This is a genomic window from Streptomyces sp. LUP47B (assembly GCF_001746295.1).
GTDB lineage: Bacteria > Actinomycetota > Actinomycetes > Streptomycetales > Streptomycetaceae > Streptomyces.
In genome coordinates, this window is the sequence record NZ_MJAH01000008.1 from 156,415 (window position 1) to 172,667 (window position 16,253).

Consider the following 16,253-nt stretch of genomic DNA (forward strand, 5'->3'; position numbering starts at 1 on the left):
CCCGGAGCGGCACTCTGGTGAGGCGGTCACACCCCGGGCGTGACGCCCGGACCGGACAGCGGGAGCAGCATGCGCGCAGACAGAGAATCCGGCTCGTCCGCAGGCGGCGGGGGGAGCCGTTGGCGCGAACGGGCGGCGGATCGCAAGGCCCGGCTGCTGAGGCTGCGCAGCACCGCCGAGGAGCGGTTCCCGGTGATCACCCGCCTCACCGCCCACCTGATCGCGGTGAACCTGCTGGACTCCGCGACGAGGCTGGCCGCCCAGGCCTTCCTGACCGCCGTACCCCTGCTCTTCCTGGTCGCCTCCATCGCCCCGCAGGGCGTGCGCAACCAGATCATCACCTCTGTGCACGACCTCTTCGGCATCCATGGCGCCGCCGACCACGAGCTGAAGAAGGTCTACCAGGCCAACCCCGCCAATCTGCAGCAGAGCACCGGAGTGGTCAGCGCCTTGATGGTGCTGCTCTCCGCGACCGCCTGCAGCCGCGCGATGCAGCGGTTGTGCCAACGGGCCTGGCACATGCCGAGTGCGGGCGCCCGGGTCGCCGCCTGGAGATGGCCTGTGTGGCTCGCGGTCTGGCTTGTCGTCGTCGTTCTTCAGGGGCCGTTGCGGGAGGGATTCGGCGCCGGACTGTGGCTGGGCGTGCCGCTCCTACTGACCGTGGAGGTGGCCGTGTGGTGGTGGACCCAGCACCTGCTGCTGGCCGGGCGCCTTCCCTGGATGCCTCTGCTGCCCGGGGCGCTCCTCACCGGGGTCGCCATGACCGTGCTGTCGGTGATCGCGAAGTTCTACGTGCCGGCCGCGCTCAACCGCAGCCTGGACCGGTACGGGTCGCTCGGCGCGGTCTTCACCGTGCTGTCATGGCTGATCGGACTCTGCGTCGTGGTGGCCCTGTGCATCACCGTTGGTGCGGTCTTCGCCCGGGAACCCGCCGTGGCCCGACGTCTTGGATCACCCGCTTGGCCCAACTCGCCGGAAAAGTGACCCAGGGATACGTTGGTGGTGGATCAGAAGCCCCCTTGACCCGGCGGGACCGGAGCACGCTCCGAGAACGGTGGCCGGCATGACCGACGAACTGCACTACGACGTCATCATCATCGGAACCGGTGCGGGCGGCGGCACCATCGCCCACCGCCTGGCCCCCACCGGAAAACGGATCCTCCTCCTCGAACGCGGCGACTATCTGCCCCGAGAACGCGACAACTGGGAATCCACCGCGGTCTTCGTCAAAGGCAAATACCGCGCTCCGGAGTTCTGGTACGACAAGAACGGAAACCAGTTCCCGCCCGAGGTCAATTACTACGTGGGCGGCAACACCAAGTTCTACGGCGCCGCACTTTTCCGTATGCGCCCCGAGGACTTCGGCGAACTCCGGCACCACGACGGCATCTCCCCGGCCTGGCCACTGAGCTACGAGGAGCTCGAGCCGTACTACACGCAGGCCGAGCACCTCTACCTCGTCCACGGCCGGCACGGCGAGGACCCGTCCGAGGGCCCCACCAGCGCCCAGTACGCCTACCCGCCGGTCCAGCACGAGCCGCGCATCCAGCAGCTCAGCCATGATCTGGAGAAGCAGGGGCTGCACCCCTTCCACCTCCCGATCGGGGTGAACCTCACCCAGGACGACCGGGGCCGGGCCACCCACACCAGCGCCTGCATCCGCTGCGACCGGGTCGACGGCTTCCCGTGTCTGGTCGGCGCCAAGTCCGACGCACAGGTCATCTGCGTCGATCCCGCCCTCGAACACGCCAACGTCGAGATGATCACTCATGCGGACGTGCGGCGCCTCGACACGGACGGGACCGGTCGCAGCGTCACCTCGGTCGTCGCGACCGTGGGGGACGGGGACGCCACCACCGTGGAGTTCAGTGCCGACATCGTGGTCGTCGCCTGTGGTGCGGTCAACTCGGCCGCCCTGCTGCTGCGTTCGGCCGATGACCGGCATCCGCGGGGCCTGGGCAACAGCTCGGACGTGGTGGGCCGGCACTACATGCGGCACAACAACCTCGCGCTGATGGCCGTGTCCAAGGAACCCAACGACACCAAGTTCCAGAAGACCCTTGCGCTGCACGACTGGTACTTGGGATCCGACGACTGGGACTACCCCCTCGGCGGCATCCAGATGCTGGGCAAGTCCGACTCCGAGCAGATCCACGGAGAAGCGCCCCGCTGGGCCGGGGCCGCCGCCCCCGACATGCCCTTCGAGGTGCTCGCCCACCACGCGGTCGACTTCTGGCTGTGCGGAGAGGATCTGCCCCTCCCCGAGAACCGCGTCACCCTGGACCGGGACGGCGACATCCACCTGGCCCTGGACGAGACGAACAACATCGCCGGACTGAAGCGCCTGCGGCACAAACTGCAAGGCATGCTCAGTCACTTGGGCATGCACGAACACCATCTGCTGTCACACAGCATCTACCTGCACAAGGGCATGCCGATCGGCGCCACCGCGCATCAGGCGGGCACCGTCCGCTTCGGCCGCGACCCCGAAAGCTCCGCGCTCGACGTCAACTGCAAGGCCCACGACCTCGACAACCTCTACGTCGTCGACACGAGCTTCTTCCCGAGCATCGGAGCGGTCAACCCGTCGTTGACCGCCATCGCCAACGCCCTGCGCGTCGGCGACCACATCGCGGAGCGACTTCAATGACGTCGAACCACCCGGACATCAGCGACATCCGGCACCGCACACCTCAGGAACGAGCCGAACGCGGCAAGGCCGCCCGGTCGTCCGTACCCCGCTCCAGTCACGCAGAGTTCTCGCCCACGGTGAAACGGCCCGACCCGGTGGACATCATCGACGCGCAGTCGGCGACGCGGGTTCCCGAACTCGTACCGATCCGCTACGGGCGGATGACCGAGTCGCCGTTCCGCTTCTACCGCGGTGCCGCGGCCATCATGGCCGGAGACCTCGCCGACACCCCCGTGTCCGGGATCAGAGCGCAGTTGTGCGGGGACGCGCACCTGCTGAACTTCCGGCTGCTGGCCTCACCCGAGCGCCGCATGATGTTCGACATCAACGACTTCGACGAGACACTGCCCGGCCCATGGGAGTGGGACGTCAAACGCCTGTCCGCGAGCTTCGTCATCGCGGGGCGGGCGAACGACTTCAGCGACAAGGAGCGGGCCGGCATCGTCCGGGCGACGGTGCGCTCCTACCGGGAGTGGATGCGACGCTTCGCCAAGATGGGCAACCTCGCCGTGTGGTACGCCCAGTTCGACGAGGCGTGGGTACGGGACCACTTCGGCGCGGAACTGAGCGCACGGGCCCGCGACCGCTGGTCCCAGGCGGTGACCAAGGCACGCAGCCGGGACAGTCTCCAGGCCTTCGGCAAGCTCACCCACATCGTCGACGGGCAGGTCCGCATCGCCGCGGTTCCGCCGCTGATCACCCCGCTCCACGACCTGCTTCAGGGCGTCGAACGCGACGCGCTGGAGAAGGAGATCCACCGGTTGATCGAACGGTACGGCCGCACCCTGCAGTCGGACCGGCGATCCCTTCTGCAGCAGTACCGGGTCGCCGACATGGCCCGCAAGGTGGTCGGGGTCGGCAGCGTGGGCACCCGCTGCTGGATCGTGCTCCTGCTCGGCCGGGACGACCAGGATCCGCTGCTCATGCAGGCGAAGGAGGCCGACCAGTCGGTGCTGGCGCCCTTCGCCGGCGCCAGCGCCTACGGAACGCAGGGCGAGCGCGTCGTCTCCGGCCAGCGGCTCATGCAGGCCACCAGTGACATCTTCCTCGGCTGGGAGCGGGTCGAGGGGATCGACGGTCGCCGACGGGACTTCTATGTACGGCAGTTGCGCGACTGGAAGGGGATCGCCGAACCCGAGGCGATGGTGCCGGCCGGCATGCGGACCTTCGGCGAACTGTGCGGCGCCACGCTGGCCCGCGCCCACGCGCGGTCGGGCGACCGTATCGCCATCGCCGCGTACCTGGGCGGGGGCGACTCCTTCGACCGGGCGCTCGTGACCTTCGCCGAGCGTTACGCCGACCAGAACGAGAAGGACCACCAGGCACTCGTCGACGCCGTCCGTATCGGACGGGTAACGGCTCAAGCGGCCTGACGAGGCGATCAGCAGGGAGAACACCATGGAACGCTACCCGCCCATCGCCGATCACGGACTTGTCGGGGACCTGCAGACCGCGGCCCTCGTCTCGTCCCAGGGCGTGATCGACTGGTTCGCGGCACCGCGCTTCGACTCGCCGAGTGTCTTCGCCGCACTGCTTCACCACGACGGTGGCGGCTACTTCCGCCTCGCGCCCGATCATCCCGAGGGCACCTGGAAACAGCTCTACTACCCGGACAGCGCCGTCGTGGTGACCCGGTTCATGTCACCCGACGGAGTCGGCGAGATCGTCGACCACATGCCCGTCCTGCCGGGACCGACGGCGACCGACAAGCACCAACTGGTGCGCGTCGTCCGCGCGGTGCGCGGCACCGTACGCTTCGCTCTCGAATGCAGGCCGCGGTTCGACTACGCGCGGGCCACCCACGAACTCGACCTGACGGACGGCACGGCCACGTTCCGGGCCCCGGGCACGACCGCCTACCTCCAGGGCAGCATCCCGCTCGAACGGGACGGCCAGGACGTGAGGGGCGGCATCACCCTCAGCGACGGAGACTCGGCAGCCGTGGTGTTCACGGTGTGCGCGCAGGACAGGGAGGCGCCACCGCCCCCCACCACCGAACAGATCACCGAAGGGCTCTGGAAGAACGTCGAATTCTGGCAGCAGTGGGTGCGCACCTCGAGCTACCACGGCCGCTGGATGGAGATGGTGCACCGCTCGGCGATCACCCTCAAGCTCCTCACCTACGCCCCCAGCGGCGCCCCGGTCGCCGCCGCCACCATGGGACTGCCCGAGCAGGTCGGCGGCGAGCGCAACTGGGACTACCGCTACACCTGGGTGCGGGACGGCTCCCTTTCGGTGCGGGCGCTGCTCGACCTCGGCTTCGTGGAGGAGGCGACCCGCTTCACCCACTGGCTCGGCGACCGTCTGCGGGCAGCCGAAGGACCGGACGACGAGCCCCTCCAGATCATGTACCGGGTCGACGGCGACCCGCATCTGACCGAGGAGATCCTGGACCACTTCGAGGGCTACCGCGGCTCCTACCCGGTCCGGGCGGGCAACGCCGCCTCCGACCAACTCCAGCTCGACATCTACGGCGAGGCCCTCTACGCCCTGGCCGAGGGCCGCGAGATCGGCGAACAGGCGGGCTACCACGGGTGGAAGGGCCTGACCCGCACCCTCGACTGGCTCGCCGACTCCTGGGACCGCCCCGACGAGGGCATCTGGGAGACCCGGGGCGGGCGCAAGGACTTCACCTACAGCCGGGTGATGTGCTGGGCGGCCTTCGACCGCGGCCTGAAGATGGCAGCGGAGTTCAGCAGGCCGGCCGACACCGTCCGCTGGACACGGGCCCGCGACGAGATCCTCGAACAGGTCATGGAACGCGGCTGGAACGAGAAAGAGCAGGCCATGATCCAGCACTACGGCGGCGACGTCCTGGACGCCTCCCTGCTGCTGGCCCCCCGGGTGGGCTTCGTGTCCCCCCGCAGCCCCGGCTGGCTCAACACCCTCGACGCCATGGAGCGGGTCCTCGTCTCCGACAGCCTCGTCTACCGCTACGACCCCCAGGCCTCACCCGACGGACTGCGCGGCTCCGAAGGCACCTTCAGCCTGTGCACGTTCCTGTACGTCGACGCCCTGGCCCGCGCGGGCCGGCTCCCGCAGGCCCGCTACACCTTCGAGAAGATGCAGACGTACGCGAACCACGTCGGCCTGTTCGCCGAGGAGATCGGCCCGAGCGGCGAGCAACTCGGCAACTTCCCCCAGGCCTTCACCCACCTCTCCCTCATCATGGCCGCGACGACGCTGGACGAGGCGCTCGACCGGGCCCCGCGCTGAACGCCGGGATCTCCACCGGGACGGTCTCCGAGTTGCCGACGACGAGCACGACCAGTCGGAGCGTGGCGGCCGACGCGGCCGCCATGCCCGGTACGACGCCGAGCCCGGCGGAGGCGAGAGCAGTGCGGGAATGGCCGGACCGCCGCGCAGGCTGCCCAGGCAGATCGTGTACGCGACGCCCGCCGACGGACCGCGCGTGGGGATCGGCGGCGAGTTGCGCCAGGGTGGCCTGGCCGGACAGGGACACCTCGGACGGCGAACGGCCGGTGATGCCGGCGTAGAGCACCGCACAGACGGCCGCACCGAGTGCGCAGAGCACCGACGGCGAGCGCCAACAGCAGCGATCACCCCCACAGCACCACTCCGAGCCACGCGGCATCGAACGGAACCCCTCCGTGTGGACTCACGGGCCGACCTGCTGTGACTTGTCCCACCTGCTCTTGCCGGGGTGAGAGGCGCTTGCCTACGTTCGGTCCCATGTCCTCCCATGGCCGCGCCCCCTCAGGCGAACCGGACCGACCCGACCCGCTCCCGACGGTCGACCTGGACCTCGACCTGAGCTCACATGAACTGCTCCGGCGCGCTCATGTCCTGGACGCTCTCGGCCCCGACTGGGACCCCGTCGCCGCGCTGCGCGGCGAGGAAGCGGCGTACGACCTGCTGTATTCCGGCCTCGACGCGGAGCAGCAGCGCATGTACGACGAGCTGGTCGCGGCCGGTGTACTGCCGCGGAGAGGCGGCGGCGATGCTGCCGCTTGACCCGCAGGCGGACATCGGGCGCCGCGCCTGGGTGGCCTGCCCGAACTGCGACGACCGCCGCGGGTGCGCGACCTGCGAGCAGGGGCGCACCTGTTCCGAGCACTGGCGCTACCTGCTGTCCCACGTCGGCAGCCTGCTCCACCTGCAGTGCCGGTCGTGCACCCACATCTGGGCACACGAGACCCACTTCGGTGTGAGGCCGGACGGCGGATCGGCGCCCGCTTTCGGATGATCCCACCGCCTGTCGTCCGGGACGGCAGGTCGCCTTGCCTCAGGATCGCGTCCGGCGGCCATCCCTGCCTGCCGTTCGTCCGTCCCGGAGGCAGCCGTGCACATCCTGCTCCTAGCCAGCGCGTTCAACAGCCTCACCCAGCGTGTCCACGCCGAGCTGCGCGACCGTGGCCACACCGTGGCGGTGGAACTCGCCCTGCCCGGCGGCGACCTGCCCGAGACCGTGCGGCGGCACGCACCTCAGCTCGTCGTGGCGCCGATGCTGAAGACGGCGATTCCCGAAGAGGTATGGACAGCGCACACCTGCCTCGTCGTCCATCCGGGACCGGTGGGTGACCGCGGACCCTCCTCCCTGGACTGGGCGATTCACGAGGGCGTCGACCAGTGGGGCGTCACCGTCCTGCAGGCCGACGGGGAGATGGACGCAGGTGACGTGTGGGCCTCCGTGCCCTGCCGGGTCCCTCCGGTTCCCAAGAGCGAGCTGTACCGGGGCGAGATCGCCGACGCCGCGCTCGAGGCAGTCCTGCTGGCGGTGGAACGCTTCGCCGGCGGCATCTACGTACCGCGCGAGCAGGACGCGGCAGGCACGGCGGAGGCGCGCCCGCGCCCCTACCTCGACCAGAGTGTCCGGCGGATCGACTGGGCCGAGGACTCCACGCAGGACGTCCTGCGCAAGCTGAGAGCGGCGGACTCGCAGCCCGGTGTGCTGGACGTCCTGCTCGGCCGTGAGTGGTACCTGCACGGCGGTCATCCCGAGAGCGAGTTGCGCGGCCGCCCCGGCGAGCTGCTGGCCACCAGGGCCGGAGCGGTGTGCCGGGCCACCAAGGACGGCGCCGTGTGGATCCCCGAGCTGCGGCCCCGGCGCGTGCCCGGGCAACCGCCCACGTACAAACTGCCTGCCGTACGGGCACTGGGCGACACGCTGCCGCCCCTGCCCGATCACGCCCTGCCCCCGCTGCCCGAGGTGCGGCACGACACCTGGACGGACATCCGCTACCGGGAGGACGGGAACGTCGGGTTCCTCTCGTTCTCCTTCCCCGGCGGCGCCATGAGCACGGAGCAGTGCCGACGCCTGCTCGACGCCTACCGGAAAGCGTGCGAGCGGCCCACGTCCGTCCTGGTACTGGGCGGCGAACGGGACTTCTTCTCCAACGGGATCCACCTGGGCGTCATCGAGGCCGCGGACGACCCCGCTGCCGAGTCCTGGGCGAACATCAACGCCATCGATGATCTGGTCGAGGCGGTCCTGACCACGTCGGACCGGCTGGTGGTCGCGGCGGTCGCGGGCAACGCCGCGGCGGGCGGGGTGATGCTCGCCCTGGCGGCCGACGAGGTGTGGTGCCGCTCGGGCGCCGTGCTGAACCCTCACTACCGGCTGATGGGCCTGTACGGCTCGGAGTACTGGACGCACACCCTGCCCCGCAGGGTGGGTCCCGCGACGGCCGAACGGCTCATGCGTGAGGCGCTGCCGGTGAGTTCGGCGAGCGCCCTGCGCCTCGGGCTCGTCGACCGGGTGGTCGACCGTGGTCCCGACGAGTTCGCGCGGGAGGTCGGCGGCCTGGCTGCGCGACTGGCGTCACTGCCGGCGACGGCGGCACGGATCACCGCGAAGAAGACGGAGCTGGACCGGCTGGAGAGCGTGACCCCGCTGGCCGGCTTCCGTGAGCAGGAGCTGGCCCGGATGCGCCGGACCTTCGACGACCCGGACGCCCCTTACCACTCGCTGCGTCGTTCCTTCGTCCACAAGGAGCGGCCGGCGTGCACCCCGCCGCACCTCGATCCCGCCCGGGTCGCGCAAACCGGTCCGACCCCCTCCACCGCGGATGTCACCGGAATGGCCCTCTCCGGCGTCTCATCACGGTCGAACGGCTGATACGAAGAAAAGCGATGGTCGAAATCTGGGCTTTCATCCCTAACCTCCCCAGGAGGCGGTCCCATGACTGAGGCGACGCCGGACACGGTCGACGCTGCGGACGCGAGCGGCGCGTCCGCCGACGAGACACCCACGATCCACATTCTCTGGATCAACGCGGGCCTGAGCTGCGACGGTGACTCGGTCGCACTGACGGCGGCCATGCAGCCCAGCATCGAGGAGATCGTGCTCGGTGTGCTGCCGGGCCTTCCGAAGATCGCCGTCCACTGGCCGCTCATCGACTTCGAGTGCGGTCCGGTCGGCGGCTCGGACACGTTCATCGAGTGGTTCTTCAAGGGGGAGCGGGGCGAGATCGACCCGTTCGTCCTGGTCGTCGAGGGCTCCATCCCCAACGAGGCGATCAAGCCAGAGGGCTACTGGTGCGGCTTCGGCGACAACCCGGAGACGGGCCAGCCGATCACCACCAGCGAGTGGATCGACCGGCTCGCCCCGAAGGCCCTGGCGGTCGTGGCCATCGGCACCTGCGCCACCTACGGCGGCATCCACGCCATGGCCGGCAACCCGACCGGCGCGATGGGCGTTCCGGACTACCTCGGCTGGGACTGGAAGTCCCACGCGGGCATCCCCATCGTGTGCGTCCCCGGCTGTCCCATCCAGCCCGACAACTTCTCCGAGACGCTCACCTACCTGCTCTACCAGGCGGCCGGCGCCGCCCCGATGATCCCGCTGGACGACAAGCTGCGCCCGACCTGGCTGTTCGGGGCCACCGTCCACGAGGGTTGCGACCGTGCGGGCTACTACGAGCAGGGCCAGTTCGCCCTGTCGTACGACTCGCCGACGTGCCTGGTCAAGCTCGGCTGCTGGGGCCCGGTCGTCAAGTGCAACGTGCCCAAGCGGGGCTGGATGAACGGGATCGGCGGCTGCCCCAACGTCGGCGGCATCTGCATCGCCTGCACCATGCCCGGCTTCCCCGACAAGTTCATGCCGTTCATGGACGAACCCCCCGGCGCCAAGGTGTCGAGCAATGCCAGCGGAGCGTACGGCGCCGTCGTCCGCAGGCTGCGGTCCATCACCGCGAAGACGGTGGACAAGGAGCCCAAGTGGCGCCGTACCGGGGACAGGATCACCACCGGATACCGACCCCCGTGGTGAGCGTTCGCCGCAGCTGATCCGCTCCACGTTCTCGTGCATGCACCCCCCACACGAACCTCCCGCGCAACGAAGGGCACGGCACACAGATGGCACCGACGACGAAGGCGGCCGGCGACGGCAGCGGCCTGGTGGAGATGGCCTGGGACCCGATCACCCGGATCGTGGGCAGCCTGGGCATCCACACGAAGATCGACTTCAAGCAGAAGCGAGTCGCCGAGTGCTACAGCACCTCGTCGGTCTTCCGCGGCTACAGCGTCTTCATGCGCGGCAAGGACCCCCGCGACGCGCACTTCATCACGAGCCGCATCTGCGGCATCTGCGGCGACAACCACGCCACCTGCTCGGTGTACACGCAGAACATGGCGTACGGCGTGAAGCCCCCGCACCTCGGCGAGTGGATCATCAACCTCGGTGAGTCCGCAGAGTACATGTTCGACCACAACATCTTCCAGGAGAACCTGGTCGGGGTCGACTACTGCGAGAAGATGGTCAAGGAGACCAACCCCGGCGTCCTCGAACTCGCCGAGCGCACCGAGGCGCCGCACGCCGCGGAGCACGGCTACCGCACGATCGCCGACATCATGCGCTCGCTCAACCCCCTCGAGGGCGACTTCTACCGCGAGGCCCTCCAGGTCAGCCGCTACACGCGCGAGATGTTCTGCCTGATGGAGGGCCGCCATGTGCACCCCTCCACGCTCTACCCGGGCGGCGTCGGAACCATCGCCTCCGTGCAGCTCTTCACGGACTACCTCAGCCGGCTGATGCGCTACGTGGAGTTCATGAAGCGCGTCGTGCCCCTGCACGACGACCTGTTCGACTTCTTCTACGAGGCGCTGCCCGGGTACGAGGAAGTGGGCCGCCGACGTGTCCTGCTCGGCTGCTGGGGCGCGCTCAACGACCCCGAGTACTGCGACTTCACCTACGCCAACATGACCGACTGGGGTCGGCGCATGTTCGTCACGCCCGGCATCATCGTGGACGGCAAGCTCGTCACCAACGACCTCACCGAGATCAACCTCGGCATCCGCATCCTGCTGGGCAGCTCCTACTACGAGGACTGGCAGGGCCAGGAGCAGTTCGTCACCCATGACCCGCTCGGCAACCCGGTGGACCCCCGCCACCCGTGGAACCAGCACACCATCCCCACCCCGCAGAAGCGGAACTTCGACGACAAGTACAGCTGGGTCATGTCCCCACGCTGGTTCGACGGCAAGGACCACCTCGCCCTGGACACCGGCGGCGGCCCCATCGCCCGCCTGTGGTCGACCGCCCTGTCCGGTCTCGTCGACATCGGGTACGTCAAGGCCACCGGCCAGAGCGTGGTCATCAACCTGCCCCGCACCATGACCAAGCCGGAGACCACCTTCGAGTGGAAGATCCCGAAGTGGTCCAACGCGCTGGAGCGCAACCGCGCCCGCACGTACTTCCAGGCGTACGCCGCCGCCGTCGCCCTGCACTGCGCGGAAAAGGGACTGGCGGAGGTCCGCGCCGGACGCACCCAGACCTGGGAGAAGTTCGAGGTTCCGGACGAGAGCATCGGCGTCGGCTTCACCGAGGCGGTCCGCGGTGTCCTCTCGCACCACATGGTGATCCGGGACGGCAAGATCGCCAACTACCACCCGTACCCGCCGACCCCCTGGAACGCCAGCGTCCGGGACACCTACGGCACGCCCGGCCCGTACGAGGACGCCGTGCAGAACACGCCCATCTTCGAGGAGAACACCCCGGAGAACTTCAAGGGCATCGACATCATGCGCGCCGTCCGCAGCTTCGACCCCTGTCTGCCGTGCGGCGTCCACATGTACGTCGGGGGCGGCAAGACGGTGAAGTCCATGCACGTGCCCACCGGCCTGAGCGGACTGGGCGGATGAGCGCGGTCGGCTCCACGGAGCAGACCGGGCGCCGGGTCGAGGAAATCCTCGACAGGCTGGCCGAGAGCGGCGACCCGGCCGCCGCCGCGGCGGCGGAGGAACTCGTCCGCTCCCTCATGGACTTCTACGGTGCCGGCCTCGCCCGCATCCTCCACCTGCTGTCCGGCGCTCCCGGCGAAGCAGCGGCCCGCCTCCTGGGCGACGACCTGGTCGCGAGCCTGCTCGTCCTGCACGACCTACACCCCGAGGACCGCGACACCCGCATCGCCCGCGCCCTCGACGGGGTCCGGGAACACGGCCTGGAGGTGGTGGGCTTCGACGACGAGAGCGGCACCCTGCGGCTGCGGGCCCGGGAGGCCGACGGCTGCGGTTGCGGCTCCGGCACAGGTGCCCGGGAGGCCGCGGAGGCAGCGCTCGCCTGCTTCGCACCGGAGGTCAGGGCGGTCGACGTACAGACCGCCCCGGCGGGGCCGACGCTCCTCCAGATCGGCACGGCACCGACGGGGGCCCGATGACGGCGTCCCCGGCGACACGCACGCCCGGCCTGCGGCGGTTCCTCACCGAGAGGCTTCCGCAGCCCGAACGATGTGAGCTGTGCGCCGTAGCGGTGGAGGCGGGCCACCGTCATCTCGTCGACACCGAGAAACGCGCCCTCGTCTGCGCCTGTGCCCCTTGCGCGCTGCTGATGGAGCAGCCGGGCGCCGCCGCGGGCCGCTTCCGTACGGTCCCGGCCCGCTACCTCACCGACCCCGGACACCGCCTCGACGAAAGCGCGTGGGAGGCGCTGCAGATCCCGGTCGGCGTCGCCTTCCTCTTCCGCAACGCGGCGCTCGACCGGCTGGTCGCCCTCTACCCGAGCCCGGCCGGAGCCACCGAGAGCGAACTCGAACCGGCCACGTGGACGGACGTCCTCGGTGGCAGCCGCCTCGCCGGACTGCTCGAACCCGACGTGGAGGCGCTGCTGTTGCGCCGCACCGACGGCCGCTTCGAGTGCCACCTCGTACCGATCGACATCTGCTACGAACTCGTCGGCCGTATGCGCCTGTTGTGGCAGGGCTTCGACGGTGGGGCCGAGGCCCGCGCCGCGCTGGACGCGTTCTTCGCGGACGTCGCGCGACGCGTCCGGCCCCTAAGCGAGGTGGGTCAGCCGTGACCGAGTTCTCCTTCGCCTGCACCGGCGTCCGCGCCGACCGGTACGCCGCCGGACCGACCCTCGTCTTCCGGCTCCGCGTCACCGCCGCCGACAACGCACGCGTGCACGCCCTCGCGTTGCGCTGCCAGATCCGCATCGAACCCGCCCGCCGCGGTTATGCACCCGCCGAGGCCGACGGCCTCGCGGATCTCTTCGGCGAGCGCTCACGCTGGGGCAGCACGCTCCAGCCGGTGCAGTTCGCCCAGGTCGCGGTCATGGTCCCGAGCTTCACCGGAGAGATCGAGACCGACCTCGTCGTGCCCTGCACCTACGACATGGAGATCGCCGCCACCCGCTACCTCACCGCCCTCACCGACGGCGAGGTGCCCCTGCTGATGCTCTTCTCCGGTACGGCGTTCACCGGAACCGGCGGCTTCCAGGTGGAGCCCGTCCCGTGGGACCGCGAGGCGGCCTTCCGGATGCCCGTCACCGCCTGGCGGGAGATGGTCGAGCAGCACTTCCCCGGCTGCGGCTGGATCCGGCTGCCCCGCGACACCATGGACGCCCTCCTCGCCTACCGCTCCCGGCACGCCCTGCCCTCCTGGGAGGCGACCCTCGCGGCCCTGCTGGACGGTGCCGACCCACCCGCGCACGACCCGCTGCGCGCCCTCACCGCCACCACCGGAAGGACCGATCCGTGACCGTGACCGCGTTCGCCCCCGAGACCGAGGAGCGCTTCGCTCTCGCCCGGCAGGTGGCCGACGCCGTCCTCTTCGAGGGCTATGTGCTCTACCCGTACCGCGCCTCGGCGGCCAAGAACCGGCTGCGCTGGCAGTTCGGTGTGCTCGTGCCGCCCGGCTGGGGCGCCGAGTGCGAGGAGCACGACTTCCAGCACACCGAATGCCTGATGGAACCGAAGGCGGGGGCGACCCTCTCGGTCGAGGTGCGCTTCCTGCACGCCCGAAGGCGCACGGTGCAGCGGGCCCGTCCGGACGGCGGCTTCGACACGGTGCCCGAACTCCGCCTCGAAGACCGGGTGTTGATGCCCTGGGACGAGGGAGGCGAGGAGCGCGTCGAGGTGGTCGCCTCGGTGGACGAGCTCCTCGGCGACGGCGTCACACATCCCTTCCGGCTCCCCGCCCGCGAGGACACCGAGCCGGTCGTGGACGAGGACGGCCGTGCCGTCGGCCGACTGGTCCGGCGCTGCGAGGAGATCAGCGGGGCGGTACGGCTCTCCGCCCGCGAACTCGACGGTCCCTACCGGACCGTGCGGCTGACCGCCGTCGTCGAGAACACCAGCGACTGGACTCCGCCCGAGGGCCACGGCGCGGACCGGGAGGCGGCCCTGCCGCGCTCCCTGGTGGCCACCCACCTCCTCATGGCCCTCAGCGCTGGATCGTTCCTGTCGATGACCGATCCCCCCGAGTGGGCGAAGGGCGCGGTCGCCGCCTGCCGCAACCTGCACACCTGGCCCGTACTCGCCGGCGAACCCGGCCGCGCCGACCTCGTGCTGTCCTCGCCGATCATCCTTCAGGACCACCCGGCCATCGCGCCGGAGAGTCCCGGCGCGCTCTACGACGCCACCGAGATCGACGAGATCCTCGCGCTGCGCACCGCGGCCCTCACCGACGAGGAGAAACGCGAGGCCCGGGGTACGGACGAGCGGGCGGCCGCCGTGATCGACCTGGCGGACTCGATGCCGCCCGAGGTTCTGGAGCGTCTGCACGGGGCGGTGCGCAGCCTGCGCGAGGTGACCGGTCCCGGCCCGGCCGCCCCGGACGGCGGCTTCCCCGACGAACACGGGGTGATGCGGCCGGACACCCCCTGGTGGGACCCCGCGAGCGAGGAGGGCTTCGACCCGGCGCGGGACCGGGTGGTCGTGGACGGCCGGTCGGTGGGCCAGGGCAGCCGCGTCGAACTGCACCCGGGCCTGCGGCGCACCGACGCGCAGGACATCTTCCTGCGGGGCCGCACCGCGACGGTCGAGGCGGTGCTGCACGACGTGGACGGCGGGGTGCACCTGGCGGTCACCGTGGAGGGCGACCCCGGCGCCGACGTCCGCCGCGAGCAGGGACGGTTCCTGTACTTCCAGCCCGACGAGGTCACACCGCTGGAGGACGACGTATGACCCTTCTCCCACCGCCGGGTCCGAGGACTCTCGTGGCGGGCATCGGCAACGTCTTCCTCGGCGACGACGGCTTCGGGGTGGAGACCGCACGCCGGCTCGCCAAGCGTGACCTGCCCGGACACATCGAGGTCGTGGACATCGGAGTGCGCGGGGTGCACCTCGCCTATCAGCTGCTGGACGGCTACGACACCCTCGTCCTCGTGGACGCCACGGCACGCGGCGAAGCACCCGGCACGCTGTACGTGATCGAGCACGACGTCGGCGGAGCGAGCCCTTCACCCGCCGTCCCCGCGCTGGACGGCCACCGGATGACCCCCGACACCGTCCTGGCATTGCTGGGCACCCTGTGCGCCGGGACCGGCAGCGAGCCACCACGCCGCGTCCTGGTCGTGGGATGCGAACCGACCTCGGTGGACGAGGGCATCGGTCTCAGTCCGCCGGTGTCCGACGCCGTACCGAAGGCCGTCCGGCTGATCGAAAAGCTGCTGCGGGACGGCGAGCCGTCCGTGGCGCAGGCCTCAACCGCTGGGGCTCCGACAAGAGGAGAGACCGGATGAAGAAGATCGTCATCGGCGGAGCGGCCCTCGCCGCCATGGTCGCCGTCGTCGCCGAGGTGCTTCCCGACCTGAGGCGCTACCTGCGGATCCGACGCATGTGAAACGTGGGAGCCACCGGTACGCCGTGAGGTTGCGTCGAACGGTGTATCTGCCGGCCGGTGACGGCGTGCCGGGCCGTGCGACCGGGGGCGCCCGCCTCTAATGAAGCCCGGCGGGAGGCAGGCTGCGGAAGGACGGAGACCCATGCACGAGATGTCCATCGCGCTGGCCGTCGTCGACCAGGTGCAAGAGGCCGCCACACGCGCCCAGGACGTCACGGCGGTGCGATCGGTACGGCTCCAGGTGGGCGCACTGGCCGGCGTCGTACCCGACGCGCTCGCCTTCTCCTTCGAACTGGCCTGCGCCGGAACCCTGCTGGAAGGCGCCGAACTGATCACAGAAGCGGTGCCGGGGCGGGCCCGCTGCACCCCCTGCGCACACGAATGGGCCGTCGGCATGCCGCCCCGGCTGACCTGCCCCGCGTGCGGCGGTACGCGGACCGACCTGCTCGCGGGCCGGGAACTGCAGATCCTCGACGTGCACTGGGAGGACAGCGGCCCCGCGCACACGCCCACCCGCGAACCGATCTCCGAGGAGCGCTGA

16 protein-coding genes are annotated in these 16,253 nt (G+C 70.3%); all 16 read left to right on the forward strand.

Translation table 11 applies throughout. The features are described 5' to 3' along the window. Positions 1-69 precede the first annotated feature (69 nt). Positions 70-984 carry a YhjD/YihY/BrkB family envelope integrity protein gene (locus BFN33_RS25130; protein ID WP_079141008.1) on the forward strand — a complete coding sequence of 305 codons (915 nt, stop codon included), beginning with the start codon at positions 70-72 and terminating at the stop codon, positions 982-984. A 79-nt stretch (positions 985-1,063) separates the two neighbouring features. Then, entirely contained in the window at positions 1,064-2,650 is a 1,587-nt protein-coding gene (locus BFN33_RS25135) for a GMC oxidoreductase (protein WP_069762415.1), read from the forward strand. Continuing rightward, a complete protein-coding gene (locus BFN33_RS25140) occupies positions 2,647-4,065 on the forward strand; it encodes a DUF2252 domain-containing protein (RefSeq protein WP_069762416.1) in 1,419 nt (472 codons plus the stop codon). Before BFN33_RS25135 ends, BFN33_RS25140 begins: the two co-directional genes overlap by 4 nt. Before the next feature lie 25 nt (positions 4,066-4,090). Further along, the gene (locus BFN33_RS25145) at positions 4,091-5,908 is read left to right on the forward strand and encodes a glycoside hydrolase family 15 protein (protein ID WP_069762417.1); all 1,818 of its coding nucleotides are present in this window, start codon (positions 4,091-4,093) and stop codon (positions 5,906-5,908) included. Positions 5,909-6,385: 477 nt separating this feature from the next. Further along, the gene (locus tag BFN33_RS25150) at positions 6,386-6,667 is read left to right on the forward strand and encodes a DUF6400 family protein (protein ID WP_069762418.1); all 282 of its coding nucleotides are present in this window, start codon (positions 6,386-6,388) and stop codon (positions 6,665-6,667) included. Further along, positions 6,654-6,899: a hypothetical protein gene (locus BFN33_RS25155; RefSeq protein ID WP_059207539.1), complete on the forward strand. Its 246-nt coding sequence runs from the start codon at positions 6,654-6,656 to the stop codon at positions 6,897-6,899. Before BFN33_RS25150 ends, BFN33_RS25155 begins: the two co-directional genes overlap by 14 nt. Positions 6,900-6,995: 96 nt before the next feature. Then, positions 6,996-8,771 carry an enoyl-CoA hydratase-related protein gene (locus BFN33_RS25160; protein ID WP_069762419.1) on the forward strand — a complete coding sequence of 592 codons (1,776 nt, stop codon included), beginning with the start codon at positions 6,996-6,998 and terminating at the stop codon, positions 8,769-8,771. Between the two features lie 63 nt (positions 8,772-8,834). After that, positions 8,835-9,923: a hydrogenase expression protein HypE gene (locus BFN33_RS25165; protein WP_069762420.1), complete on the forward strand. Its 1,089-nt coding sequence runs from the start codon at positions 8,835-8,837 to the stop codon at positions 9,921-9,923. 86 nt (positions 9,924-10,009) lie between these two features. Further along, on the forward strand, positions 10,010-11,794 hold the full coding sequence (locus BFN33_RS25170; protein ID WP_069762421.1) for a nickel-dependent hydrogenase large subunit: 1,785 nt from the start codon (positions 10,010-10,012) through the stop codon (positions 11,792-11,794). Further along, entirely contained in the window at positions 11,791-12,309 is a 519-nt protein-coding gene (locus tag BFN33_RS25175) for a hypothetical protein (protein ID WP_069762422.1), read from the forward strand. The genes BFN33_RS25170 and BFN33_RS25175 overlap by 4 nt, the downstream gene beginning before the upstream one ends. Further along, the gene (locus tag BFN33_RS25180; RefSeq protein WP_069762423.1) at positions 12,306-12,947 is read left to right on the forward strand and encodes a DUF5947 family protein; all 642 of its coding nucleotides are present in this window, start codon (positions 12,306-12,308) and stop codon (positions 12,945-12,947) included. Before BFN33_RS25175 ends, BFN33_RS25180 begins: the two co-directional genes overlap by 4 nt. Beyond that, positions 12,944-13,627, forward strand: a complete 684-nt coding sequence (locus BFN33_RS25185) for a DUF6084 family protein (protein WP_069762424.1) — start codon at positions 12,944-12,946, stop codon at positions 13,625-13,627. The genes BFN33_RS25180 and BFN33_RS25185 overlap by 4 nt, the downstream gene beginning before the upstream one ends. Next, the gene (locus tag BFN33_RS25190; protein ID WP_069762425.1) at positions 13,624-15,054 is read left to right on the forward strand and encodes a hypothetical protein; all 1,431 of its coding nucleotides are present in this window, start codon (positions 13,624-13,626) and stop codon (positions 15,052-15,054) included. The genes BFN33_RS25185 and BFN33_RS25190 overlap by 4 nt, the downstream gene beginning before the upstream one ends. Continuing rightward, the gene (locus BFN33_RS25195; protein ID WP_069762426.1) at positions 15,051-15,611 is read left to right on the forward strand and encodes a hydrogenase maturation protease; all 561 of its coding nucleotides are present in this window, start codon (positions 15,051-15,053) and stop codon (positions 15,609-15,611) included. Before BFN33_RS25190 ends, BFN33_RS25195 begins: the two co-directional genes overlap by 4 nt. Further along, positions 15,608-15,712 carry a hypothetical protein gene (locus BFN33_RS55585; protein WP_370743317.1) on the forward strand — a complete coding sequence of 35 codons (105 nt, stop codon included), beginning with the start codon at positions 15,608-15,610 and terminating at the stop codon, positions 15,710-15,712. The genes BFN33_RS25195 and BFN33_RS55585 overlap by 4 nt, the downstream gene beginning before the upstream one ends. A 142-nt stretch (positions 15,713-15,854) precedes the next feature. Further along, positions 15,855-16,253: a hydrogenase maturation nickel metallochaperone HypA gene (locus tag BFN33_RS25200; protein WP_069762427.1), complete on the forward strand. Its 399-nt coding sequence runs from the start codon at positions 15,855-15,857 to the stop codon at positions 16,251-16,253.

What these genes read in the sequence shown, in the direction of transcription:
- BFN33_RS55585 (WP_370743317.1), top strand. Translation starts at nt 15,608, where the DNA reads ATGAAGAAGATCGTCATCGGCGGAGCGGCCCTCGCCGCCATGGTCGCC.
- BFN33_RS25135 (WP_069762415.1), top strand. Translation starts at nt 1,064, where the DNA reads ATGACCGACGAACTGCACTACGACGTCATCATCATCGGAACCGGTGCG.
- BFN33_RS25155 (WP_059207539.1), top strand. Translation starts at nt 6,654, where the DNA reads ATGCTGCCGCTTGACCCGCAGGCGGACATCGGGCGCCGCGCCTGGGTG.
- BFN33_RS25170 (WP_069762421.1), top strand. Translation starts at nt 10,010, where the DNA reads ATGGCACCGACGACGAAGGCGGCCGGCGACGGCAGCGGCCTGGTGGAG.
- BFN33_RS25140 (WP_069762416.1), top strand. Translation starts at nt 2,647, where the DNA reads ATGACGTCGAACCACCCGGACATCAGCGACATCCGGCACCGCACACCT.
- BFN33_RS25130 (WP_079141008.1), top strand. Translation starts at nt 70, where the DNA reads ATGCGCGCAGACAGAGAATCCGGCTCGTCCGCAGGCGGCGGGGGGAGC.
- BFN33_RS25150 (WP_069762418.1), top strand. Translation starts at nt 6,386, where the DNA reads ATGTCCTCCCATGGCCGCGCCCCCTCAGGCGAACCGGACCGACCCGAC.
- BFN33_RS25200 (WP_069762427.1), top strand. Translation starts at nt 15,855, where the DNA reads ATGCACGAGATGTCCATCGCGCTGGCCGTCGTCGACCAGGTGCAAGAG.
- BFN33_RS25175 (WP_069762422.1), top strand. Translation starts at nt 11,791, where the DNA reads ATGAGCGCGGTCGGCTCCACGGAGCAGACCGGGCGCCGGGTCGAGGAA.
- BFN33_RS25165 (WP_069762420.1), top strand. Translation starts at nt 8,835, where the DNA reads ATGACTGAGGCGACGCCGGACACGGTCGACGCTGCGGACGCGAGCGGC.
- BFN33_RS25195 (WP_069762426.1), top strand. Translation starts at nt 15,051, where the DNA reads ATGACCCTTCTCCCACCGCCGGGTCCGAGGACTCTCGTGGCGGGCATC.
- BFN33_RS25180 (WP_069762423.1), top strand. Translation starts at nt 12,306, where the DNA reads ATGACGGCGTCCCCGGCGACACGCACGCCCGGCCTGCGGCGGTTCCTC.
- BFN33_RS25145 (WP_069762417.1), top strand. Translation starts at nt 4,091, where the DNA reads ATGGAACGCTACCCGCCCATCGCCGATCACGGACTTGTCGGGGACCTG.